Annotated in this window: 22 protein-coding genes; all 22 read right to left on the bottom strand. The window is 57.3% G+C overall.

Annotation, left to right across the window (positions count from 1 at the left end; genetic code table 11):
- Positions 1-61: 61 nt before the first annotated feature.
- The 22 genes from HX868_RS27160 to rnpA all read right to left on the bottom strand — a co-directional run bounded on the left by HX868_RS27160 (position 62) and on the right by rnpA (position 21,861).
- A complete protein-coding gene (locus tag HX868_RS27160; protein ID WP_246355600.1) occupies positions 62-1,264 on the bottom strand; it encodes a Fic family protein in 1,203 nt (400 codons plus the stop codon).
- 109 nt (positions 1,265-1,373) lie between these two features.
- Positions 1,374-1,757, bottom strand: coding sequence for an avidin-fold protein (locus HX868_RS27155; protein ID WP_177004967.1), 384 nt, complete (start codon positions 1,755-1,757; stop codon positions 1,374-1,376).
- Between the two features lie 60 nt (positions 1,758-1,817).
- Positions 1,818-3,650, bottom strand: a complete 1,833-nt coding sequence (glmS, locus tag HX868_RS27150; RefSeq protein WP_177004966.1) for a glutamine--fructose-6-phosphate transaminase (isomerizing) — start codon at positions 3,648-3,650, stop codon at positions 1,818-1,820.
- Positions 3,651-3,660: 10 nt separating this feature from the next.
- Positions 3,661-4,428, bottom strand: a complete 768-nt coding sequence (locus HX868_RS27145) for a DeoR/GlpR family DNA-binding transcription regulator (protein WP_177004965.1) — start codon at positions 4,426-4,428, stop codon at positions 3,661-3,663.
- Positions 4,429-4,557: 129 nt separating this feature from the next.
- Entirely contained in the window at positions 4,558-5,925 is a 1,368-nt protein-coding gene (gene glmU, locus HX868_RS27140) for a bifunctional UDP-N-acetylglucosamine diphosphorylase/glucosamine-1-phosphate N-acetyltransferase GlmU (RefSeq protein WP_095014085.1), read from the bottom strand.
- A 123-nt stretch (positions 5,926-6,048) separates the two neighbouring features.
- A complete protein-coding gene (locus HX868_RS27135; RefSeq protein ID WP_003177061.1) occupies positions 6,049-6,465 on the bottom strand; it encodes a F0F1 ATP synthase subunit epsilon in 417 nt (138 codons plus the stop codon).
- Between the two features lie 44 nt (positions 6,466-6,509).
- Positions 6,510-7,886: a F0F1 ATP synthase subunit beta gene (gene atpD / locus HX868_RS27130; protein ID WP_010207684.1), complete on the bottom strand. Its 1,377-nt coding sequence runs from the start codon at positions 7,884-7,886 to the stop codon at positions 6,510-6,512.
- Positions 7,887-7,913: 27 nt separating this feature from the next.
- Positions 7,914-8,774, bottom strand: coding sequence for a F0F1 ATP synthase subunit gamma (gene atpG / locus HX868_RS27125; protein ID WP_177004964.1), 861 nt, complete (start codon positions 8,772-8,774; stop codon positions 7,914-7,916).
- Positions 8,775-8,824: 50 nt separating this feature from the next.
- A complete protein-coding gene (gene atpA, locus HX868_RS27120; protein ID WP_010207686.1) occupies positions 8,825-10,369 on the bottom strand; it encodes a F0F1 ATP synthase subunit alpha in 1,545 nt (514 codons plus the stop codon).
- Between the two features lie 21 nt (positions 10,370-10,390).
- On the bottom strand, positions 10,391-10,927 hold the full coding sequence (locus HX868_RS27115) for a F0F1 ATP synthase subunit delta (protein ID WP_010207689.1): 537 nt from the start codon (positions 10,925-10,927) through the stop codon (positions 10,391-10,393).
- Between the two features lie 12 nt (positions 10,928-10,939).
- On the bottom strand, positions 10,940-11,410 hold the full coding sequence (locus tag HX868_RS27110) for a F0F1 ATP synthase subunit B (protein ID WP_008439543.1): 471 nt from the start codon (positions 11,408-11,410) through the stop codon (positions 10,940-10,942).
- A 56-nt stretch (positions 11,411-11,466) separates the two neighbouring features.
- Positions 11,467-11,724, bottom strand: a complete 258-nt coding sequence (atpE, locus tag HX868_RS27105) for a F0F1 ATP synthase subunit C (RefSeq protein WP_002555987.1) — start codon at positions 11,722-11,724, stop codon at positions 11,467-11,469.
- Between the two features lie 134 nt (positions 11,725-11,858).
- On the bottom strand, positions 11,859-12,728 hold the full coding sequence (atpB, locus tag HX868_RS27100) for a F0F1 ATP synthase subunit A (protein ID WP_177004963.1): 870 nt from the start codon (positions 12,726-12,728) through the stop codon (positions 11,859-11,861).
- A 16-nt stretch (positions 12,729-12,744) separates the two neighbouring features.
- A complete protein-coding gene (locus HX868_RS27095; protein WP_010565865.1) occupies positions 12,745-13,152 on the bottom strand; it encodes a F0F1 ATP synthase subunit I in 408 nt (135 codons plus the stop codon).
- Positions 13,153-13,300: 148 nt separating this feature from the next.
- Positions 13,301-14,173, bottom strand: a complete 873-nt coding sequence (locus HX868_RS27090) for a ParB/RepB/Spo0J family partition protein (RefSeq protein WP_016970690.1) — start codon at positions 14,171-14,173, stop codon at positions 13,301-13,303.
- Positions 14,174-14,182: 9 nt separating this feature from the next.
- A complete protein-coding gene (locus HX868_RS27085) occupies positions 14,183-14,980 on the bottom strand; it encodes a ParA family protein (RefSeq protein WP_016978715.1) in 798 nt (265 codons plus the stop codon).
- An 18-nt stretch (positions 14,981-14,998) separates the two neighbouring features.
- Complete coding sequence (gene rsmG, locus HX868_RS27080) at positions 14,999-15,643, bottom strand: 16S rRNA (guanine(527)-N(7))-methyltransferase RsmG (RefSeq protein WP_033900490.1); 645 nt, start codon at positions 15,641-15,643, stop codon at positions 14,999-15,001.
- Positions 15,640-17,532, bottom strand: a complete 1,893-nt coding sequence (mnmG, locus tag HX868_RS27075; RefSeq protein ID WP_177004962.1) for a tRNA uridine-5-carboxymethylaminomethyl(34) synthesis enzyme MnmG — start codon at positions 17,530-17,532, stop codon at positions 15,640-15,642. Before mnmG ends, rsmG begins: the two co-directional genes overlap by 4 nt.
- 551 nt (positions 17,533-18,083) lie before the next feature.
- On the bottom strand, positions 18,084-19,454 hold the full coding sequence (gene mnmE, locus HX868_RS27070; protein WP_016978718.1) for a tRNA uridine-5-carboxymethylaminomethyl(34) synthesis GTPase MnmE: 1,371 nt from the start codon (positions 19,452-19,454) through the stop codon (positions 18,084-18,086).
- A 79-nt stretch (positions 19,455-19,533) separates the two neighbouring features.
- The gene (gene yidC, locus HX868_RS27065; RefSeq protein ID WP_177004961.1) at positions 19,534-21,216 is read right to left on the bottom strand and encodes a membrane protein insertase YidC; all 1,683 of its coding nucleotides are present in this window, start codon (positions 21,214-21,216) and stop codon (positions 19,534-19,536) included.
- Positions 21,217-21,218: 2 nt separating this feature from the next.
- Positions 21,219-21,464, bottom strand: a complete 246-nt coding sequence (yidD, locus tag HX868_RS27060; protein WP_003213574.1) for a membrane protein insertion efficiency factor YidD — start codon at positions 21,462-21,464, stop codon at positions 21,219-21,221.
- Entirely contained in the window at positions 21,457-21,861 is a 405-nt protein-coding gene (gene rnpA, locus HX868_RS27055) for a ribonuclease P protein component (RefSeq protein WP_016978720.1), read from the bottom strand. Before rnpA ends, yidD begins: the two co-directional genes overlap by 8 nt.
- Positions 21,862-21,870: the final 9 nt, after the last annotated feature.

The raw sequence follows: 21,870 nt of genomic DNA, 5'->3' as shown, positions 1-21,870 counted from the left end.
CGGCGCCCTATGCGGAATTAGTCCACAAAAGGGACAGAAGGCCCACACCTACTTTTGCCGTTTAATAAAAGCGCCGATGGAGATCCGGAAAGATCATCTGCGCAAACCACACGGGAAGCCCAGGATAGATCGAACGTGACTTGGCCGACGGCGCCTCGACCACGCCCATATCAATCAATTTTTTGAGCTGATCACTCGCCACTCGATCATGAAGCCCAGAAAAGGTCTTGAAATCTGCACGGGCAACCTCGCCTTGAGTCAGCAAGATATGAATAGCCTTGGCCATATCCTGCTTTACCCCGGACTCTAGAAAGCGACTCTCGAGTCCAATCACTCTTTCAAGTCGCTGGCGCAAGCTGACAAGCCCCATGGATTGCTCTACGTAATCCATTTGGTCGATACATACTTGCAGCATGAACTCTACAAACTCGAACAACCCACGTTGGGTCAACTGACCTCGACCATCGAGATCACCTCGACGAGGCTGATCAGCAGCTCGCAGGCGCCCATAGTATTCATCCTGTTTTCGTGCCAGCCCTCGAGAAAGCGACCAAAGAGGCGACGCAAGCCCAAGTCGCATCACCTGCAAATGCGTGACCATGCGGACCACTCGGCCATTGCCATCCTCAAATGGGTGAACAAATGCGAGACGATGGTGGTAAGCCAGTGCGCTGATAACTCGGGAGGTCAGGTCGGGTTGCCCGCCGTATACCTGCTGCAGGCGTTTGAGCATTGGCGTGACGGACTCCCAAGCAGGCGCAGCATGGTCACCTACCAGCACGTTGCGTTGTGCTACATCCCGCAACTGACCGGGTACAAGTAGCCGGCCATCACTGAGCCGCAAATCTTCATCACTGGCATTAGCAAAAAGATGGCGATGAATGACAGATATGAGCTCAGGGGCAAAGAAATCACCCCAAGAGGCTTCGATTGATTTTGGCCGACGTACCGCGCGTTCCAACAACTCCTGAACACCGATATGACTTTCGGCCAGCTCACGCAGTTGTTTGGAGTCACGCCGGGGGACTCGCGCAGACAACGTTGCAGGCTCAGTAAATTGGCCTTCAATGAGATTGCTGTAATAGCTGTTGGTGATTCGCATCAGGCCGCCGATCCGGATGGCGGTATTTTCGGGAAGTAGACCCGTGAGTTTCCCTGCACGAAACGAAAGCGTTTCAGCCGTACGTAAAATTGACGCAGGGAAACCAGGAGATGGCCAGCAAGGTTCCAACCAGTGGTTTCCGGAGATGAATTGCTGCATCATTTTCCGCACCTTTTTCCGATTTATTTTCGGATCTATTTTTCCTTTGAGCCCAATATTAACGGGATATACAGACAGTTTTATACAACTATTTCAGGGAAGATTTTCCGATTTATTTTCTGATTTTTTCAACTGACTCAATGAGCTCCACATAGCTGGACTCCCCTCCACCCGTCGCCCCCGACAACCAACCCCAAACAAAGCTCAGCGTGGTTACCCCGGCAGCATCCAAACCGACCGTGCCACCCGACCAACCGGACAACAGCTCACCGTCCAAGGTCAGGCACTGAAACAGCAATTCGATAGTGTCTGGGCCTGTCACTCGCCCCACTTGCGTGCCCAGGCGAATGCGCCCGCCCTGGTAAGTGCCGGAGATGGCATCACCCTCGACAAGGTAATGAAACACCGTGCCCGAGCCGGAAAGCCCCTGGGCGTTGTTGGCGACGGTGAAGCGGCGGTTGTTCAAGCGCTGGTGGAGCTGGGAGGGGGTTTGCATCGAGGGCGCGTCCTTTCGCGGGAGCCTGGAGACCCGGGCGGGCCTCCAGGATGTGGCGGATTACTCCACGGTCACCGACTTCGCCAGGTTACGCGGCTGGTCGACGTCAGTACCCTTGAGCACGGCGACGTAATACGAGAGCAACTGCAGCGGGATGGTGTAGAGGATCGGCGACAGGGTGTCGTTGATGTGCGGCATGTTGATGACGTGAGTGCCTTCGCCGTTGGTCATGCCAGCTTTTTCGTCGGCGAACACCACCAGTTGACCGCCACGGGCGCGGACTTCCTGCAGGTTGGACTTGAGCTTTTCCAGCAGCTCGTTGTTCGGCGCCACGGTGACCACCGGCATGTCGTCATCCACCAGGGCCAATGGGCCGTGCTTGAGTTCGCCGGCCGGGTAGGCTTCGGCGTGGATATACGAGATTTCCTTGAGTTTGAGCGAACCTTCCATCGCCACTGGGTATTGCGCGCCACGGCCGAGGAACAGGGTGTGGTTCTTGTCGGCGAACAGCTCGGCGACTTTTTCCACGGTGCTGTCCATGGCCAGGGCTTCGCCCAGGCGGGTTGGCAGGCGGCGTAATTCTTCGACCAGGGTGGCTTCGACGCCTTCGGCCAGGGTGCCGCGCACTTGACCCAGGGACAGGGTCAGCAGCAGCAAACCCACCAACTGGGTGGTGAAGGCTTTGGTGGATGCCACGCCGATTTCGCGACCGGCTTGGGTCAACAGGGTCAGGTCGGATTCACGCACCAGGGAGCTGATGCTGACGTTGCAGATCGCCAGGCTGGCCAGGAAGCCCAGCTCCTTGGCATTGCGCAGGGCGGCCAGGGTATCGGCAGTTTCGCCGGACTGGGAGATGGTCACGAACAGGGTGTCGGGCTGCACCACCACCTTGCGGTAGCGGAACTCGCTGGCGACTTCGACCTGGCACGGGATGCCGGCCAGTTCTTCCAGCCAGTAACGCGCAACCATGCCGGCGTGGTAGCTGGTGCCGCAGGCGACGATCTGCACGTTGCGCACTTTGGCGAACAGCTCGGCGGCCTGTGGGCCGAAGGCGTTGACCAGCACTTGGTTCTGGCTCAGGCGACCTTCCAAAGTGCGCTGCACCACGGACGGTTGCTCGTGGATTTCCTTGAGCATGAAGTGACGGTATTCGCCTTTGTCGGCGGCTTCGGCGCCGTCGCGGTATTGCACGGCTTCGCGCTCGACGGATTGACCGTTGACGTCCCAGATCTGCACGCTTTCACGGCGGATGTCAGCGATATCGCCTTCTTCCAGGTACATGAAGCGGTCGGTGACCTGGCGCAGGGCCAGTTGGTCGGAGGCAAGGAAGTTTTCTCCCAGGCCCAAGCCGATCACCAACGGGCTGCCACTGCGAGCGGCAACCACGCGGTCCGGTTGGCTCGCACTGACCACGGCCAGGCCATAGGCGCCGTGCAGTTCTTTGACCGTGGCCTTGAGGGCGGTGGTCAAGTCGCTATGATCCTTGAGCTTGTGATTGAGCAAGTGGGCGATGACTTCGGTGTCGGTGTCCGAGGTGAACACGTAGCCCAGGCCTTTCAGTTGTTCGCGCAACACTTCGTGGTTTTCGATAATGCCGTTGTGCACCACGGCGAGGTCGCCGGAAAAGTGCGGGTGAGCGTTGCGTTCGCACGGCGCACCGTGGGTCGCCCAACGGGTGTGGGCGATACCCAGACGGCCAACCAGCGGCTCGCCGGCCAGGGCCTGCTCCAACTCGCTGACCTTGCCCGGACGGCGCATGCGCTCCAGCTTGCCGGCGTTGGTGAAGACCGCCACACCGGCGCTGTCATAGCCGCGGTATTCCAGGCGCTTGAGGCCTTCGATCAGGATCGGGGTAATGTTGCGTTCAGCGACTGCGCCTACGATGCCACACATGGTGTTTCTCCTAGATGATTGCCGCGCATATCAGCGTAATGCCGCGGGCTTGGATCTGGTCGCGGGCCTCAGGCGGCAGGCGATCATCGGTGATAAGGGTATGGACGCTGCTCCAGGGCAGTTCCAGGTTGGGAATCTTGCGGCCGATCTTGTCGGATTCGACCATGACCACCACTTCCCGGGCGACCTCGGCCATGACGCGGCTCAAGCCCAGCAATTCATTGAAGGTGGTGGTGCCGCGTTGCAGATCGATGCCATCGGCGCCGATAAACAGCTGGTCAAAATCATAGGAACGCAGCACTTGCTCGGCGACCTGGCCCTGGAACGAGTCCGAATGCGGGTCCCAGGTACCGCCGGTCATCAGCAGCACCGGTTCGTGTTCAAGTTCGCTCAACGCGCGGGCGACGTGCAGGGAGTTGGTCATCACCACCAGGCCGGGCTGGTGGCCCAACTCGGGAATCATGGCGGCGGTGGTGCTGCCGCTGTCGATGATGATGCGCGCATGTTCACGCAGACGCATCACGGCGGCACGGGCGATGGCGCGCTTGTACACCGAGATGGGTTGGGTTGCGTCGCCCACCAGTTCTTGGGGCATGGTGATGGCGCCACCGTAGCGGCGCAGCAACAGGCCGTTACTTTCGAGGGCGGCCAGGTCCTTGCGGATCGTAACTTCCGAAGTTTCGAAACGCTTGGCCAACTCGTCCACGCTGACTTCGCCCTGTTCATTGAGCAAGGTCAGGATGTTGTGGCGTCGTTGGGGGGTATTTCGTTTCGACATTTTGGCTTTAAGTTTCGTTTCGAAAGATAACGAAGGCAATCAAAACCTATTCGGAGAAAATCGTCAATATGCGGGTATAAAAAAACCTGTGGGTGGTTAAGCCAACAGGTTTCAGTGAATGTGGATAACTCAGGTCTTTTTGATTTTTACCGGACGCTTCCAGCCGTCGATGTTGCGTTGGCGGGCGCGGGCTACGCCGAGCTGCAAGTTATCCACATCCTGATTGATGGTGGAACCGGCGGCCGTGGTGGCGCCGTCGCCCACTGTCACCGGGGCAACCAGCGAATTATTCGAGCCGATGAACACGTCTTCGCCCAGCACGGTCTGGTGCTTGTTGGCGCCGTCGTAGTTGCAGGTGATGGTGCCGGCGCCGATGTTGGTGCGCGCGCCGATGACGGCATCGCCCAGGTAAGTCAGGTGACCCGCCTTGGCGCCTTCGCCCAGGTGAGCATTTTTCAGCTCGACGAAGTTACCCACATGGGCCTTGGCTTCCAGCACGCTGCCGGGGCGCAAGCGCGCAAATGGACCTGCATCGCTGCCCTCACCCATCACTGCGCCGTCTAGGTGACTGTTGGCCTTGACCACCACGCCTTTGCGCAGGGTGCTGTCCTTGATCACACAGTTCGGGCCAATCACCACGTCGTCCTCGATGATCACGCGGCCTTCGAGGATCACGTTGATGTCGATCAGCACATCGCGGCCAACGGTCACTTCACCCCGTACATCGAAGCGTGCCGGGTCGCGCAACGTCACGCCTTGGGCCATCAGGCGGCGACCTTCGCGCAATTGGTAGTGACGCTCCAGTTCGGCGAGTTGCTTGCGGTCGTTGGCGCCCTGCACTTCCATCGGGTCGTGAGGCTGTTCGGTGGCGACCAACAGGCCATCGCTTACCGCCATCTCGATGACGTCGGTCAGGTAGTACTCGCCCTGGGCGTTGTTATTGGACAGACGGCTCATCCAATCGCCGAGCTTATCGGCAGGGACCGCCAGGATCCCCGTGTTGCCCTCGGTAATGGCGCGCTGGGCTTCGCTGGCATCTTTGTGCTCAACGATAGCGGCAACCTTGCCATCAGCGTTACGCACGATGCGCCCATAACCGGTGGGATCATCCAGTTCAACCGTCAGCAGGCCCATCTGGCCAGGCACGACGTGCTTGAGCAGGCGTTGCAGGGTTTCGACTTCGATCAGCGGCACGTCACCGTAGAGAATCAGCACGGTGTCGGCGCTGATGAAGGGCACGGCTTGAGCGGTGGCGTGGCCGGTGCCCAGTTGTTTGTCTTGCAATACGAAATTCAAATCGTCCGCGGCGAGGCGTTCACGCACCGCATCGGCACCGTGACCGATCACCACGTGAATGCGCTGTGGGTCGAGCTGCCGGGCGCTGTGGATAACATGGCCCAACATGGAATTGCCGGCAACCGGGTGCAGCACCTTGGGCAGGGCCGAACGCATACGGGTGCCCTGGCCTGCGGCGAGAATGACGATTTCAAGAGACATGAGTGGCTACCAATCCTAGGCGGTCCGGCTTCAGACCAGAGAAGTGTTTTGCAAAAAAAGAAAAAGGGTAGCCGAGGCTACCCTTTTTAATCAATCGCGCTTGAAGCATGACGGCATGGCCGCTTACTTCTTGCGGATCTGCTGGAGCGTGCGCAGCTGAGCTGCAGCCTCGGCCAGACGTACAGCAGCAGCGCTGTAGTCGAAGTCCGCACCCTTTTCATTCAGGGCCTTCTCAGCAGCCTTGACGGCTTCCTGAGCGGAGGCTTCATCCAGGTCGCCAGCACGTTGCACGGTGTCGGCAAGTACCTTGACCATGTTCGGCTGAACCTCGAGGAAACCACCCGAGATGTAAAACACCTCTTTTTCCCCGCCTTGCTTGGTCAGAGTGATCGGACCTGGCTTCAAGCTGGTGATCAACGGCGCGTGACCCATGGCAATACCAAGGTCACCGAGTTCGCCGTGTGCAATCACCATCTCTACCAGACCGGAGAAGATTTCCCCTTCCGCGCTGACGATATCGCAATGGACTGTCATAGCCATCTGATTGCCTCAACCTGATGAGCGCCCGTTTCCGGGCGCCTGGATTACAGTTTCTTGGCTTTCTCGATCGCTTCTTCGATGCCGCCGACCATGTAGAACGCTTGTTCTGGCAGGTGGTCGTAGTCACCGTTGAGGATGCCTTTGAAGCCAGCAATGGTGTCTTTCAGGGAAACGTATTTACCCGATGCACCGGTGAAGACTTCAGCCACGAAGAACGGCTGCGACAAGAAACGCTGGATCTTACGAGCACGGTTTACCAACTGCTTGTCGGCTTCCGACAGCTCGTCCATACCCAGGATCGCAATGATGTCCTTCAGTTCTTTGTAACGCTGCAGCACGTACTGAACGCCGCGAGCGGTGTCGTAGTGCTCCTGGCCGATCACGTTCGGGTCCAGCTGGCGCGAAGTCGAGTCGAGTGGATCGACCGCTGGGTAAATACCCAGGGAAGCGATGTCACGGGACAGAACGACGGTGGCGTCCAAGTGGGCGAAGGTGGTCGCTGGCGACGGGTCGGTCAAGTCATCCGCAGGTACGTATACCGCTTGGATCGACGTGATCGAACCTTCCTTGGTCGAAGTGATACGTTCTTGCAGAACGCCCATCTCTTCAGCCAGGGTCGGCTGGTAACCTACTGCGGAAGGCATACGGCCCAGCAGTGCGGATACTTCAGTACCGGCCAAGGTGTAACGGTAGATGTTGTCGACGAACAGCAGAACGTCGTTACCTTCGTCACGGAACTTCTCGGCCATGGTCAGGCCGGTCAGTGCTACGCGCAGACGGTTACCCGGCGGCTCGTTCATCTGACCGTAAACCAGTGCCACTTTGTCCAGAACGTTGGAGTCCTTCATCTCGTGGTAGAAGTCGTTACCCTCACGGGTACGCTCACCCACACCGGCGAACACGGAGTAACCGCTGTGCTCGATGGCGATGTTACGGATCAGTTCCATCATGTTTACGGTCTTGCCTACACCGGCACCACCGAACAGACCGACTTTACCGCCTTTGGCGAACGGGCAGACCAGGTCGATAACCTTGATGCCGGTTTCCAGCAGGTCGTTGCCGCCAGCTTGTTCCGCGAACGAAGGTGCTGGACGGTGAATGCCCCAACGCTCTTCGGTGTCGATCGGACCCGCTTCGTCAATCGGGTTGCCCAGTACGTCCATGATCCGGCCCAGGGTCGCTTTACCGACCGGTACGGAGATGGCTGCGCCAGAGTCGACAACGTCCAGACCGCGCTTCAAGCCTTCGGTGGAACCCATCGCAATGGTACGAACTACGCCGTCGCCCAGCTGCTGCTGAACTTCCAGAGTAGTGTCCGCGCCTTGTACTTTCAGCGCGTTGTAGATGCTCGGTACGCTGTCGCGTGGAAATTCCACGTCGATAACGGCGCCGATGATTTGAACGATACGTCCGCTACTCATAGCTGGATCCTCTGAATATTTGAACCGTTAAACCGCGGCAGCGCCGCCGACGATTTCCGAGATCTCTTGGGTGATCGCAGCCTGACGCGCCTTGTTGTAGATCAGCTGCAAATCGCTGATCAGATCACCGGCGTTATCGGTAGCGTTTTTCATCGCGATCATCCGCGCCGCTTGTTCAGCTGCGTTGTTCTCGACCACCGCCTGGTACACCTGCGACTCCACGTAGCGCACCATCAAGCCGTCAAGCAGCTCTTTGGCGTCTGGTTCGTAGAGGTAGTCCCAGTGGTGCTTGAGTTCCTGATCCGGAGTCGCCACCAGTGGAATCAATTGCTCCACGGTTGGCTGCTGGGTCATGGTGTTGATGAACTTGTTGGATACCACGGAGAGGCGGTCAATCCGGCCTTCCAGGTATGCATCCAGCATCACCTTCACACTGCCGATCAAATCATTGATCGACGGCTCTTCACCCAGGTGGCTGATAGCTGCTACGACGTTACCGCCGAAGTTGCGGAAAAAGGCCGCACCCTTGCTACCAACAACACACAGATCGATCTCGACGCCTTGTTCGCGGTTTACCGCCATGTCCTTGACCAGGGCCTTGAACAGGTTGGTATTCAAACCACCGCACAAACCACGGTCACTGCTCACAACCACATAACCCACACGCTTTACTTCGCGCTCGATCATGAAGGGGTGGCGGTATTCCGGGTTGGCGTTGGCCAGATGCCCAATTACCTGGCGGATACGCTCCGCATAAGGACGGCTAGCAGCCATGCGCATTTGTGCCTTGCGCATTTTGCTGACCGCCACTTTTTCCATGGCGCTGGTAATTTTTTGCGTGCTTTTGATGCTCGCAATCTTACTGCGAATCTCTTTTGCGCCTGCCATGTAACACCTATCAGGTTAGCAAGCGGGAGCCTTGCGGCTCCCGCTGCGGCTTACCAGGTTTGGGTGGCCTTGAACTTCTCGATACCGGCTTTGAGGCCAGCGTCGATTTCGTCATTGAAGTCACCCTTCACGTTGATCTTGGCCAACAAGTCGGCGTGATCGCGGTTGAAGTAAGCAATCAGCGCTTGTTCAAAGCTGCCGACCTTGGCGATTTCGACGTCAGTCAGGAACCCACGCTCAGCGGCATACAGCGACAACGCCATGTCAGCGATCGACATTGGGGCGTATTGCTTCTGCTTCATCAGCTCGGTAACGCGCTGACCATGCTCAAGTTGCTTACGGGTCGCTTCGTCCAGGTCAGAAGCGAACTGGGCGAATGCCGCCAGTTCACGGTACTGAGCCAGAGCGGTACGGATACCACCGGAGAGCTTCTTGATGATCTTGGTCTGAGCGGCACCACCCACACGGGATACCGAAACACCGGCGTTCACTGCAGGGCGGATGCCCGAGTTGAACATGGCCGATTCCAGGAAGATCTGACCGTCGGTGATGGAAATCACGTTGGTCGGAACGAACGCGGAAACGTCGCCAGCCTGGGTTTCGATGATCGGCAGTGCGGTCAGGGAACCGGTTTTGCCGGTCACTGCGCCGTTGGTGAACTTCTCTACGTACTCTTCCGAAACGCGGGATGCGCGCTCCAGCAGACGGGAGTGGAGATAGAACACGTCGCCTGGGTAAGCTTCACGGCCTGGTGGACGGCGCAGCAGCAGGGAAATCTGGCGGTAAGCCACTGCTTGCTTGGACAGATCGTCATAAACGATCAGCGCGTCTTCACCGCGGTCGCGGAAGAATTCACCCATGGTGCAACCGGCATACGGTGCCAGGTATTGCAGTGCAGGCGATTCCGAAGCACTGGCAGCCACGATGATCGTGTTTTTCAGTGCGCCGTTCTCTTCCAGCTTGCGAACCACGTTGGCGATGGTCGATTGCTTCTGACCGATGGCTACGTAGACGCAGAAAATGCCGCTGTCTTTCTGGTTGATGATCGCGTCGATCGCCAGAGCGGTTTTACCGATCTGACGGTCACCGATGATCAGCTCACGCTGGCCACGGCCGACAGGGATCATGGCATCGACAGCCTTGTAGCCAGTCTGTACAGGCTGGTCTACCGACTTACGCCAGATCACGCCTGGAGCAACTTTCTCGACCGCGTCGGTCTCGGTGTTGCCCAGCGGACCTTTGCCGTCAACAGGGTTACCCAGTGCGTCGACTACGCGACCCAGCAGTTCCTTACCAACCGGAACCTCCAGGATGCGGCCAGTGCACTTGGCGCTCATGCCTTCAGCCAGAGACTGGTAAGCGCCCAGGATAACGGCACCTACGGAGTCCTGCTCCAGGTTGAGGGCCATACCGAAGACGCCGCCCGGAAACTCGATCATCTCGCCGGACATTACGTCGGCCAGACCGTGAATCCGCACGATACCGTCAGATACGCTGACGACAGTGCCTTCGTTACGGGCTTGGGAGGTCACATCGAGCTTGTCGATGCGGCCCTTGATAATTTCACTTATTTCGGAAGGATTGAGTTGCTGCATTGCTCTGCTGCCCCTTCAAACTCAAGATTTCAATGCTTCGGCAAGATTCGCGAGTTTGCCGCGAATCGAGCCATCGATAACCAGGTCGCCGGCGCGAATAACAATGCCCCCAATGAGGGACTTGTCTTCCGCAACTTGCAGGCGCACTTCCCGGTCGAGTCGTGCACTGAGAACCTTGGCGAGTTTGTCTTGCTGTTCTTGGTTCAATGCGAAAGCACTGGTCACTTCAACGTCTACCGACTTCTCTTGCTCGGCCTTGTACAGGTCGAACAGAGCGGCAATCTCCGGCAGAAGCAGGAGACGGTCGTTTTCGGCAACGACGTGGATGAAGTTCTGCACTTTCACATCGAACTTGTCGCCGCACACTTCAATAAAAGTGGCGGCCTTGTCTGCGCTCGTCAGTCGCGGGGCCTTGAGCACGCGCTGCATGGTGTCGTCTTGCGACACTGCTGCAGCCAGGCCGAGCATGGCTGACCAAGAGGCCAGCTGCTGGTGGGCCTGGGCGTGCTCGAAGGCTGCCTTAGCGTAAGGTCGGGCCAACGTGGTCAATTCTGCCATGATCGCCCTCGCTTAAATTTCAGCAGCCAGTTTGTTTACCAGCTCCGCGTGCGCGTTTTGATCGATTGTGGCACCCAGGATCTTCTCAGCACCGCCGACGGCCAGAGCACCCAGTTGGGCACGCAGCGCATCTTTGACACCGTTCAGTTCCTGCTCGATCTCGGCCTGAGCCTGAACCTTCACACGGTCAGCGTCGATACGGGCTTTTTCAACAGCCTCTTCAACGATCTGGTTACCGCGTTTCTTGGCTTGCTCAATGATTTCGGCTGCTTGAGCTTTCGCTTCGCGCAGTTGTTGACCCGCTTTATCTTGGGCCAACTCCAGGTCGCGAGCTGCTCGTGCTGCAGCGTCCAGCCCATCCGCGATCTTCTTTTGACGTTCGTGCAGAGCTGCGATGACCGGAGGCCATACGAACTTCATGCAGAAAACGACAAAAATCAAGAACGCTAAGGACTGACCAATAATGGTTGCATTAATGTTCACGCCAATACCTCGCTCATTCGTTGCACAACACACCAATCACTCGAAAAGACGAGTAATTAACCGGCGAGTTGACCAACGAAAGGGTTCGCGAAGGTGAAGAACAGAGCGATACCAACACCGATCATGGTCACGGCGTCGAGCAGGCCGGCGACGATGAACATTTTAACTTGCAGCATTGGAACCATTTCTGGCTGACGCGCTGCGCCTTCCAGGAACTTGCCGCCCAGCAGGCCGAAACCAATGGCAGTACCCAGGGCGCCCAGGCCGATCAACAGTGCAACAGCGATAGCGGTTAGACCAACTACAGTTTCCATCTTTCCTCCCGACTTTTACGTCGTATGGTTTAGGTTTTTTAGATTTTAAAGCGGTAAAACAAATCGTTTCATAGCCCGGTAGGGCCTACCTTCCCGTTTGACCGGGAAGGACATCAGACTAGTCGAGACTGGTCTTAATGGTTCTCTTCGTGCGCCATCGACAGGTAGACGATGGTCAGCATCATGAAGATGAAGGCCTGCAGGGTGATGATCAGGATGTGGAACACAGCCCACGCCCACTGCAGAACAATGCCCAGGCCGCTAAGCCAGAGCAGGCCGCTGCCGAACATCACAGCGATCAGAATGAACACCAGCTCGCCGGCATACATGTTGCCGAACAGTCGCAGGGCCAGGGAAATCGGCTTGGCGATCAGGGTCACGAATTCCAGCAGGAAGTTCACCGGGATCAGCAGGGCTTGAACGAAGATGTTCTTGCTGCCGAACGGGTGCAGGGTCAGTTCGCCGATGAAGCCGCCGATGCCCTTGATCTTGATGCTGTAGAAAATGATCAACGCGAAGACCGACAGGGCCATGCCCAGGGTAGCGTTCGGGTCAGTGGTCGATACGGCACGGAATGGAATGTGCGGGTCGCCGCTGATCGCCATGGCCAGCTGAGGAATCCAGTCAACCGGGATCAGGTCGACGGCGTTCATCAGGAACACCCAGACGAAGATGGTCAGTGCCAGCGGTGCAATCACCGGGCTACGGCCATGGAAGCTGTCTTTCACGCTGCCATCGACGAATTCGACCAGTACTTCAACGAAGTTCTGCAAAGCACCTGGCTGACCGGAAGTCGCCTTCTTTGCCGCTATGCGGAAAATGAAGACGAAGATCAGACCCAATGCGACCGACCAGCCCAGAGTGTCCAGGTGGAAAGCCCAGAAGCCCATTTCTTTGGCCTCTGCTGCGGAGTGGGCAAAGCCCCAGCCGCCATTAGGAAGCTGACCGAAGGTCAGGTTCTGCAAGTGGTGCTGGATATAGCCCGAAGCGGTTGTTTCTGCCATGGTTGCCTCAAACGCCCTAAGGTTTCGAAAGTCTTGTTTTCATTAGCAGGGGAGCGAACCAGCTGACCAGTTGGGTCAACACGAAGACGCCGAATACAGCCAGCGGCGCCAATGGCTTCACACCTGCAAAGGTCAGTGCAAACAGCACTGCCGTCAAAATCAGTTTCCCTGCCTCGCCGGCATAAAATGACCGGACGATAGCCTGGGCTGCTCGGGCGCCGGAAAACCGAAAGGCCCTGTGAGCAAAATACATATTGGGCAGCAAGGCTATCAGGCCTCCGCAAAGTCCTGAATATCCGGCAACGACTCCATGCCAATACCAAAGCGCCAATGCGGCGATCAGCAAAATGACAAATTGAGCCAATAAAACCGGAAAAACGGCCAAGCGATGGAACGGCAACGTGTTTGGCGTGCGGGTTTCCATCACTCTTGCTCCTCAATGGTCGGCTGCCGGAAATCAATAACTTGGCATAATTTGTGCCGACAAAATGCGCGCAGAGTATAGGGGCGGTTCTGCCCCTATTCAACTGTCGGGTAGTGATTTCCGATCACACGCTACATAAGCAAATGTTTCAGCGGATGTGGGCAAGGACGCCCTGAAGCTCATCAAGCGAGTTATAACCGATGACCAATTGCCCTTTGCCTTTCTTGCCGTGGCGAATCTGCACCGCAGAGCCCAGGCGCTCGGCCAGGCGTTGCTCGAGACGGGCGATGTCCGGATCAGGTTTGGCCGTTTCGACCGGTGCAGGTTTGCCGCTGAGCCACTGGCGAACCAGCGCCTCGGTCTGGCGAACCGTGAGCCCCCGTGCGACAACGTGTCGCGCCCCTTCAACCTGTTGATTTTCCGGCAAACCGAGCAAAGCACGGGCGTGGCCCATCTCCAGATCGCCGTGAGACAACATGGTCTTGATAACTTCCGGCAGCGCGATCAGTCGCAGCAAGTTGGACACGGTTACGCGGGATTTACCCACCGCCTCGGCCACTTGTTGCTGGGTCAGCTGGAATTCCTGCTGCAAACGCTGCAGGGCGATCGCTTCTTCGATCGGGTTGAGGTCTTCGCGCTGGATGTTCTCAATCAGCGCCATGGCGATGGCGGTTTCATCCGGCACGTCGCGCACCATCGCCGGGATGGTTTCCTTACCGGCCTGCTGGCTGGCGCGCCAGCGGCGCTCACCGGCGATGATTTCAAAGCGGCCGCCGCCAATCGGGCGCACCACGATTGGCTGCATCACGCCCTGGGCCTTGATCGAATTGGCCAGCTCTTCCAGCGCCTGCGGGTCCATGTCCCGGCGTGGCTGGTATTTGCCCCGCTGGATCAGGTCCAGCGGCAGGTGCTGCAGCTCGCGCTCGTCGGCCTGCACCGCTTGTTCTTCAAGCGATGTGACGGTCGGACCACTCAACAGTGCATCCAGTCCACGTCCGAGACCTCGTTTCTTGACGGCCATGGGGATTCCTTAAGTTGGCTGGGCTGCAGCGGTGCGTGAGTTGCGACGTTGGCGACGAACCATCTCGCCGGCCAGGGCCAGGTAGGCAATGGCACCACGGGATGACTTGTCGTACGCCAGCGCGGGCATGCCGTAGCTGGGCGCTTCGGCCAAACGAATGTTGCGCGGGATCACGGTGTCGTAAAGCTGATCGCCAAAATGTTCCTTGAGCTGCGCCGACACATCGTTCATCAGGCTCAAGCGCGGATCGAACATGGTCCGCAGCAGGCCTTCGATCTGCAGGTTCGGGTTGAGTAACTCGGCGATGCGCTTGATGTTATCCACAAGGTCGCTCAAACCTTCCAGTGCGTAGTACTCGCACTGCATGGGGATAATCACCCCATCGGCGGCCACCAGCGCGTTCAAGGTCAGCATCGACAGTGACGGCGGGCAGTCGATCAAAATGTAGTCGTAATTCTCGCGAATCGGCGCCAAGGCGCTGCGCAGACGGCTTTCTTTCATCTGCATTTCCAGCAGCACCACTTCCGCCGCAGTCAAATCGCGGTTGGCCGGCAGCAGTTGATAACCGCCGTGTTCGGAGTAATGCATGGCCTGGGCCAGGTCACACTCGCCAATCAGCAAGTCGTAGACCGAGTTTTCCAGGCCGTGTTTATCCACACCGCTACCCATGGTGGCGTTGCCCTGTGGATCGAGATCGATCAACAGCACCCGGCGCTTGGTGGCGACCAGGGATGCTGCGAGGTTAATGCAGGTGGTGGTTTTGCCCACGCCACCTTTCTGGTTCGCTATCGCGAATACCTTAGCCATTCTTGCTTGTGTTCCCAATCATGCCGTGCGGCGCAGTATCAGCAGATGGCGTTGGCCTTGGCAACCGGGTACGGCCAAGGCGTGTTCGCTATCGAGGTGGAAGTCTGCCGGCAATGCTAACAGCTCATCGCTTGGATGGACGCCCTTCATTGCCAGCCAGCGGGTATCGCGGTCGCCAAGGTGGCGAGTCCAGTTGCTGAAGTTCTCCATGCTGCTGAAGGCCCTGGAAACAATTCCGTTGAATGGCTGTTCAGGCGTGAAGGCTTCGACGCGGCTGTGGATAACGTGCAGGTTATCCAGCTTGAGTTCGAGTTTGACCTGGGTCAGGAAGCGGGTCTTCTTGCCGTTGCTGTCCAGGCAGGTCACTTGCGACTCTGGAAACAGGATGGCCAACGGAATGCCAGGCATGCCGCCGCCGCTGCCCACGTCCAACCAGCGGCCGTTTTCGATGAATGGCATCACGCTCAAGCTGTCGAGCAAGTGACGGGACACCATTTCGTCGGGGTCACGCACCGCGGTCAGGTTGTAAGCCTTGTTCCATTTGATCAACAACGCCAAATACCCCAACAGCAACTCATGCTGGGTTTCGGTCAGGTCGACGCCCAACTGGCGTGCACCTGTGGATAACTCTTCTGCGTGTTGCGAGGTGACCAACGAACTCAAGCGCTTTGCTCCAACTGACGGCCCGCGCCGCGTTTTTTCAAATGAATCATCAACAGCGAAATGGCTGCCGGGGTGACGCCGGGAATACGTGAAGCCTGGCCCAATGTCTCGGGACGAGTTATCCCCAGCTTGCTTTGGATTTCTTTCGACAAGCCGGAAATCCCGGTGTAGTCGATATCCACAGGCAACTTGGTGTCTTCACTGGCGCGCAGGCGAGCGATCTCGTCCTGTTGGCGGTCAATATAACCGGCGTATTTGGTCTTGATTTCGACCTGCTCGGCGACCTGTGGATCTTCCGCGCCCTGGCCGGTCACTTCGACCAGACCAGCGTAGTCGATTTCCGGACGGGACAGCAGGTTGAGCAAGTTGTACTCGTGGGTCAGCGGCGTGCCGAATTTTTCAGCGATCGCGTCGCCTTGTTCGGTGCCAGGGCGAACCCAGGTGCTTTTCAGACGCTGTTCTTCCAACGCAATGCTTTCGCGTTTTTTGCAGAAGGCTTCCCAGCGCACATCATCGACCAGGCCGAGTTCGCGACCTTTTTCGGTCAGGCGCAGGTCGGCGTTGTCTTCGCGCAGGATCAAACGGTATTCCGCCCGGGAAGTGAACATCCGGTACGGTTCCTGGGTGCCCAGGGTAATCAGGTCATCGACCAATACGCCGATATACGCTTCGTCGCGACGCGGGCACCAGCTGTCTTTGCCCTGTGCACGCAATGCGGCGTTGGTCCCGGCCAGCAAACCTTGGGCGCCGGCTTCTTCGTAACCGGTGGTTCCGTTGATTTGGCCAGCGAAGAACAGACCGCCAATCACTTTGGTTTCCAGGCTGTACTTCAGGTCGCGCGGGTCGAAATAGTCGTATTCGATGGCGTAGCCCGGACGCAAGATGTGTGCGTTTTCCATGCCGCGGATCGATTGCACGATCTGGATTTGCACGTCGAACGGCAGGGAAGTGGAAATGCCGTTCGGGTACAGCTCATGAGTGGTCAAGCCTTCGGGCTCGATGAAGACCTGGTGGCTTTCCTTGTCGGCAAAGCGGTGGATCTTGTCTTCGATCGACGGGCAATAACGCGGGCCGATGCCTTCGATCACCCCGGAGTACATCGGCGAACGATCGAGGTTCGCGGCGATGATTTCGTGGGTGCGGGCATTGGTGTGGGTAATCCAGCAGCTCACCTGTTTCGGGTGCTGTTCTTTGGAGCCCATGAACGACATGACCGGGATCGGCGTGTCGCCGGCTTGTTCGGTCATCACCGAGAAATCCACAGAACGCCCGTCGATACGCGGCGGAGTCCCGGTTTTCAGGCGGCCGACACGCAGCGGTAATTCACGCAGGCGTTTTGCCAAAGCAATCGACGGCGGATCACCAGCGCGACCGCCGGAATAGTTTTGCATACCGATGTGGATAAGTCCGCCGAGGAACGTGCCGGTGGTCAACACCACGGATTCCGCGAAGAAACGCAGGCCCATTTGCGTGACAACACCGCGCACCTGGTCTTGTTCGACGATCAGGTCATCCGCGGCTTGCTGAAATATCCACAGGTTCGGTTGGTTTTCCAGGGTTTCGCGCACAGCAGCCTTGTACAGGATGCGGTCGGCTTGAGCCCGGGTAGCCCTTACGGCTGGGCCTTTGCGGCTGTTGAGCACACGAAACTGAATACCACCCTTATCGGTAGCCATGGCCATCACGCCGCCAAGGGCATCGATTTCCTTGACCAAATGGCTTTTGCCGATCCCACCAATGGCGGGGTTGCAACTCATTGCTCCGAGGGTTTCCACGTTATGCGTCAACAACAGGGTTTTTACGCCCATGCGTGCTGACGCCAGTGCTGCCTCGGTACCGGCATGACCGCCGCCGATGACGATCACTTCAAAACGGGAAGGGAAATCCACCACGCACCTCGTGCCTGCTTATGTAGGTAATCAGGAATTGTCTGTTGAAAGAGTTTTAGAGCTTTGGCGGCAAGTATAGGGACTTAGCCCTTCCTAAAGAACCCTTTGCACAAAATTTAACCAGCTGTGGATGAATCACAGACAATAGAAATTAAAAGAGAGAAATTTACTAGATCTTTGTTTTTATGTTTATTTCTATGTAGCTACCTTTCTGTGGATAGATCTCTACAGGCCTTTGTTTACCTTGTGTACAGCGATTAAAAAGTCTGTGGTCATGTGCCAATGAGGGGCTTGGATAAGTGCTTTAAGCCTGTGGATTAAACAGGCGCTTATCCACAGGCGGGTTTTTACTCAGGTTTCAGGCCCTGTTATCAACTGGGCACAGAGGCGGTTATTCACAGGGCTTAATCCACAGAAAAGTGCCAACACGACCAAATAACGCCCACGCAAAAGCCGCCACAACTTGGGTGGTCATTCAAAAAATGGCTTGGAATGCCCTGAAGTGGGCGAAATAGACAGGCGCGAATGGCCTGTCTATGGGAAACGAGGGGTTATTTACCGATGCAGAAGCTGGAAAAGATCCGCCCCAGTAAATCGTCGGAGCTGAATGCACCGGTGATTTCACCCAATAGCTGCTGCGCCTGACGTAAATCTTCAGCCAGCAGCTCCCCTGCGCCCGCCAAGGTCAGCTGTGCCCGGCCGTGCTCCAACGCTGCGCTCGCATGACGCAACGCCTCCAGATGCCTGCGGCGCGCACTGAAGCTGCTTTCTGAGGTCTGCTCGTAGCCCATGCAGGCCTTAAGGTGCTCGCGCAGCAGTTCCAGGCCATCCCCCGCTGCTTTAGCGCTCAGGCTGATGGTGACATGGCCATCCGTACTGGTTTCCATGGCAATGGCTTCCCCGGTCAGGTCGGCCTTGTTACGGATCAAGGTGACTTTGGCGGGGTCCGGCCGTTGCTCGAGGAATTCCGGCCACAGTGCAAAAGGATCCACAGCCTCGGGCGCGGTGGCATCGACCACCAAAAGCACTCGATCCGCTTCGCCGATGGCTTTGAGCGCACGTTCCACGCCAATCTTTTCCACCTGGTCATCGGTATCACGCAAGCCGGCGGTGTCGACCACGTGCAGGGGCATGCCATCGATGTGGATATGTTCACGCAAGATATCCCGGGTCGTACCGGCAATCTCAGTAACGATCGCCGCTTCGCGCCCCGCCAGAGCATTGAGCAGGCTGGATTTGCCGGCATTGGGCCGACCGGCAATCACCACGGTCATGCCATCGCGCAACAAAGCACCCTGCCCGGCCTCACGCAGTACTGTGGATAACTCATCGCGCACTTTATCCAGCATCGCCAAGACGTGGCCATCGGCGAGAAAGTCGATTTCTTCCTCCGGGAAATCAATCGCCGCCTCGACGTAGATACGCAGGCTAATCAACTGCTCGGTCAAGTTATGCACACGCAGGGAAAATGCGCCCTGCAGTGAGCGCAGTGCATTGCGTGCCGCCTGTGCAGAGCTGGCTTCGATCAAGTCAGCGATGGCTTCGGCCTGGGCCAGGTCAAGTTTGTCGTTCAGAAAGGCGCGCTCACTGAATTCTCCTGGCCGCGCCAAGCGACAGCCCAATTGGAGGCAGCGCTGCAGCAACATATCCAATACAACCGGGCCGCCGTGTCCCTGCAATTCCAGGACATCTTCACCGGTGAATGAGTTTGGCCCCGGGAAGTAAATCGCCAGCCCCTCATCCAACACACTTTTGTCGGCATCGAGGAAGGGTCCGTAATGGGCATATCGCGGCTTCAACTCGCGGCCGCTGATAGCCTCGGCCGCCTTACCGGCGAGCGGTCCGGAGATACGAACGATACCGACACCGCCGCGACCTTGAGCGGTAGCGACAGCAGCGATGGTTTCACGAGGAGCGCTCATCAGCAGGTTCCAGAACTAAAGGGACGGAAAGCAAAACGCCCCACTAGGGGGCGTCTTGAGTGGTTATCCACAGAGTAAATTACGCAGAGGCTTTTGCGGTAGCCGCTTCGATTTTACGTGTGATGTACCACTGTTGAGAGATCGACAATACGTTGTTGACCACCCAGTACAGCACCAGACCAGCAGGGAACCACAGGAAGAAGAAGGTGAAGATGATTGGCATCATTTTCATTACCTTGGCCTGCATCGGATCCGGCGGAGTCGGGTTCAAACGCTGCTGGATGAACATGGTCGCGCCCATGATGATCGGCAGGATAAAGAACGGGTCTTTGATCGACAGGTCAGTTATCCACAGCATGAACGGTGCCTGGCGCATTTCCACGCTTTCCAGGAGTACCCAGTACAGCGACAGGAATACCGGCATCTGCACCAGAATCGGCAAGCATCCACCCAGCGGGTTGATCTTCTCTTTCTTGTACAGCTCCATCATGGCCTGCGACATTTTCTGCCGGTCATCGCCATGTTGCTCTTTCAGCGCCGCCAGTTTCGGGGCCACGGCACGCATGCGCGCCATCGACTTGTAGCTGGCTGCCGACAGAGGGAAAAAGATCCCCTTGATCAGCATGGTCAGGAAGATGATCGAGAAGCCCCAGTTACCCACAATGCTGTGGATATGTTGCAGCAACCAGAAAATCGGCTGGGCGATGAACCACAGGAAGCCGTAATCCACAGTCAGTTCCAGACCTGGGGACAACTCTTTCAGCACAGCCTGGCTTTTCGGGCCGGCGTACAGGGTGGCGCTGGTTTCAGCCTTGGCACCTGGTGCGACGGTCAACGCCGGGCCAGTGAAGCCAATGATGTAGTTGCCTTGGCTGTCCTTGCGGGTTTGAACCAGGTTCGCGTCACCCTTGCTCGGGATCCAGGCGGTCACAAAGTAGTGTTGCAGCCAGGCAACCCAGCCACCTTGGACGGTTTCTTTCAGCGAGCCCTTGTCGATATCTTTCATCGACACTTTTTTGTACGGCTCGTTACTTGTCCACAGGGCGGCGCCCAGGTAAGTCGCGGTGCCGGTGGCAGTGCTGGAAGAAGGATCGGAACTGGCATCACGCTTGAGCTGGGCAAACAGGTTGCCGCTCCATGGTTTGTCGCTTTCGTTGTCGATCAGGTAAGTGACCTTCAAGTCGTACAGACCACGGGTAAAGCTGAAACGCTTGATGTAGTTGACGCCGTCGAGGCTGAATTTGAGGTCAACGTTCAACTGGTTCTGGCCATCGGCCAGTTGATAAGTCTTCTGTTCGGTCGAATAAACCGGACGACCGGTAGCACGAGCATCCGGACCATTGGTGCCGGTCAGGCCACTTTGCGCCAGATAAGTACGTTCACCACCGTTATCGAACAGTTGGAACGGAACATCCGGATGGTCTTGGCGACGTGGATACAGCGGCAGTTTCAACTGCGCGATATCACCACCTTGTGGGTCGATAGCCAGGTCGAGCACATCCGTTTTGACATGGATGAGGTCTTTATTGGTGATCACTGGCGTTTCTAAAGGGGCGCTTGTCTCGCCATTCGCGCTGGGAACATCGGCACTCGCGGACGCATTGTTACCCAGCGGGGTGTCCGGAATAGCCGGCGCAGCCTGATTGGTAGCAACATTCTGAGTCGGCAGGGCAGCCTGGCCGTAGTCCTGGTTCCAGTTAAGAACCATGACGTAGGACACGATTGCCAGGGCGACGATCAGGATCGTGCGTTTAATATCCATGATTACTCGGCCATCGAAGAAGAACGGGAGGTAGGGATAGGCGGAACCGGGTCATAACCACCGGGATTCCACGGATGACAGCGACCTAAACGACGAAAGGTCAGCCAGCCACCGCGCAGAAGACCATGATTTTCTATGGCCTCTAACGCGTAGCAGGAACAACTGGGGTAGAAACGACAGTGGTTGGCCATCAGAGGACTAATGGCATAGCGATAAAACTGGATCGGAACGAGGGCCAGTTTACGCATCGGTACTGTCTACCCCTACAGTTTCGGTGTTGGCTACTGGAGCTGGTTTGTTGGTACGCGCCAGACGTTTCCAGAGCTTGCCGAAATGCTGAATCAATTCGGGGTTTTCTACATCACCCAAGCCTTTGCGCGCGACGATAACAATATCCCAACCAACCAGAGTGTCCTGGTGGAGGCGAAACGATTCGCGCATCAGACGCTTGAGGCGATTGCGCTCAACGGAGAGCTTTACGCTCTTCTTGCCGATCACCAACCCGAGACGGGGGTGATCAAGATCGTTGTTACGCGCAAGGAGCAGGAGATTTTTCCCCGGAACCTTGCCGGTGGGGGAGTCAAAGACTGCCTTGAAATGCCGGGGGGTTAGCAGACGCTTTTCCCGACTGAAGTCCTGACTCACCACCAGTAC

Source organism: Pseudomonas reactans, from assembly GCF_013385825.1.
Lineage (GTDB): Bacteria > Pseudomonadota > Gammaproteobacteria > Pseudomonadales > Pseudomonadaceae > Aquipseudomonas > Aquipseudomonas reactans.
Note: the sequence above shows the minus strand (reverse complement) of the source record. Positions and strands in the feature narration are given on the sequence as shown.

What these genes read in the sequence shown, in the direction of transcription:
- HX868_RS27145 (WP_177004965.1), bottom strand. Translation starts at nt 4,428, where the DNA reads ATGTCGAAACGAAATACCCCCCAACGACGCCACAACATCCTGACCTTG.
- HX868_RS27085 (WP_016978715.1), bottom strand. Translation starts at nt 14,980, where the DNA reads ATGGCTAAGGTATTCGCGATAGCGAACCAGAAAGGTGGCGTGGGCAAA.
- atpD (WP_010207684.1), bottom strand. Translation starts at nt 7,886, where the DNA reads ATGAGTAGCGGACGTATCGTTCAAATCATCGGCGCCGTTATCGACGTG.
- HX868_RS27155 (WP_177004967.1), bottom strand. Translation starts at nt 1,757, where the DNA reads ATGCAAACCCCCTCCCAGCTCCACCAGCGCTTGAACAACCGCCGCTTC.
- atpG (WP_177004964.1), bottom strand. Translation starts at nt 8,774, where the DNA reads ATGGCAGGCGCAAAAGAGATTCGCAGTAAGATTGCGAGCATCAAAAGC.
- atpB (WP_177004963.1), bottom strand. Translation starts at nt 12,728, where the DNA reads ATGGCAGAAACAACCGCTTCGGGCTATATCCAGCACCACTTGCAGAAC.
- HX868_RS27160 (WP_246355600.1), bottom strand. Translation starts at nt 1,264, where the DNA reads ATGATGCAGCAATTCATCTCCGGAAACCACTGGTTGGAACCTTGCTGG.
- mnmE (WP_016978718.1), bottom strand. Translation starts at nt 19,454, where the DNA reads ATGAGCGCTCCTCGTGAAACCATCGCTGCTGTCGCTACCGCTCAAGGT.
- yidD (WP_003213574.1), bottom strand. Translation starts at nt 21,464, where the DNA reads ATGCGTAAACTGGCCCTCGTTCCGATCCAGTTTTATCGCTATGCCATT.
- HX868_RS27115 (WP_010207689.1), bottom strand. Translation starts at nt 10,927, where the DNA reads ATGGCAGAATTGACCACGTTGGCCCGACCTTACGCTAAGGCAGCCTTC.
- glmU (WP_095014085.1), bottom strand. Translation starts at nt 5,925, where the DNA reads ATGTCTCTTGAAATCGTCATTCTCGCCGCAGGCCAGGGCACCCGTATG.
- HX868_RS27135 (WP_003177061.1), bottom strand. Translation starts at nt 6,465, where the DNA reads ATGGCTATGACAGTCCATTGCGATATCGTCAGCGCGGAAGGGGAAATC.
- HX868_RS27095 (WP_010565865.1), bottom strand. Translation starts at nt 13,152, where the DNA reads ATGGAAACCCGCACGCCAAACACGTTGCCGTTCCATCGCTTGGCCGTT.
- HX868_RS27090 (WP_016970690.1), bottom strand. Translation starts at nt 14,173, where the DNA reads ATGGCCGTCAAGAAACGAGGTCTCGGACGTGGACTGGATGCACTGTTG.
- atpE (WP_002555987.1), bottom strand. Translation starts at nt 11,724, where the DNA reads ATGGAAACTGTAGTTGGTCTAACCGCTATCGCTGTTGCACTGTTGATC.
- yidC (WP_177004961.1), bottom strand. Translation starts at nt 21,216, where the DNA reads ATGGATATTAAACGCACGATCCTGATCGTCGCCCTGGCAATCGTGTCC.
- glmS (WP_177004966.1), bottom strand. Translation starts at nt 3,650, where the DNA reads ATGTGTGGCATCGTAGGCGCAGTCGCTGAACGCAACATTACCCCGATC.
- atpA (WP_010207686.1), bottom strand. Translation starts at nt 10,369, where the DNA reads ATGCAGCAACTCAATCCTTCCGAAATAAGTGAAATTATCAAGGGCCGC.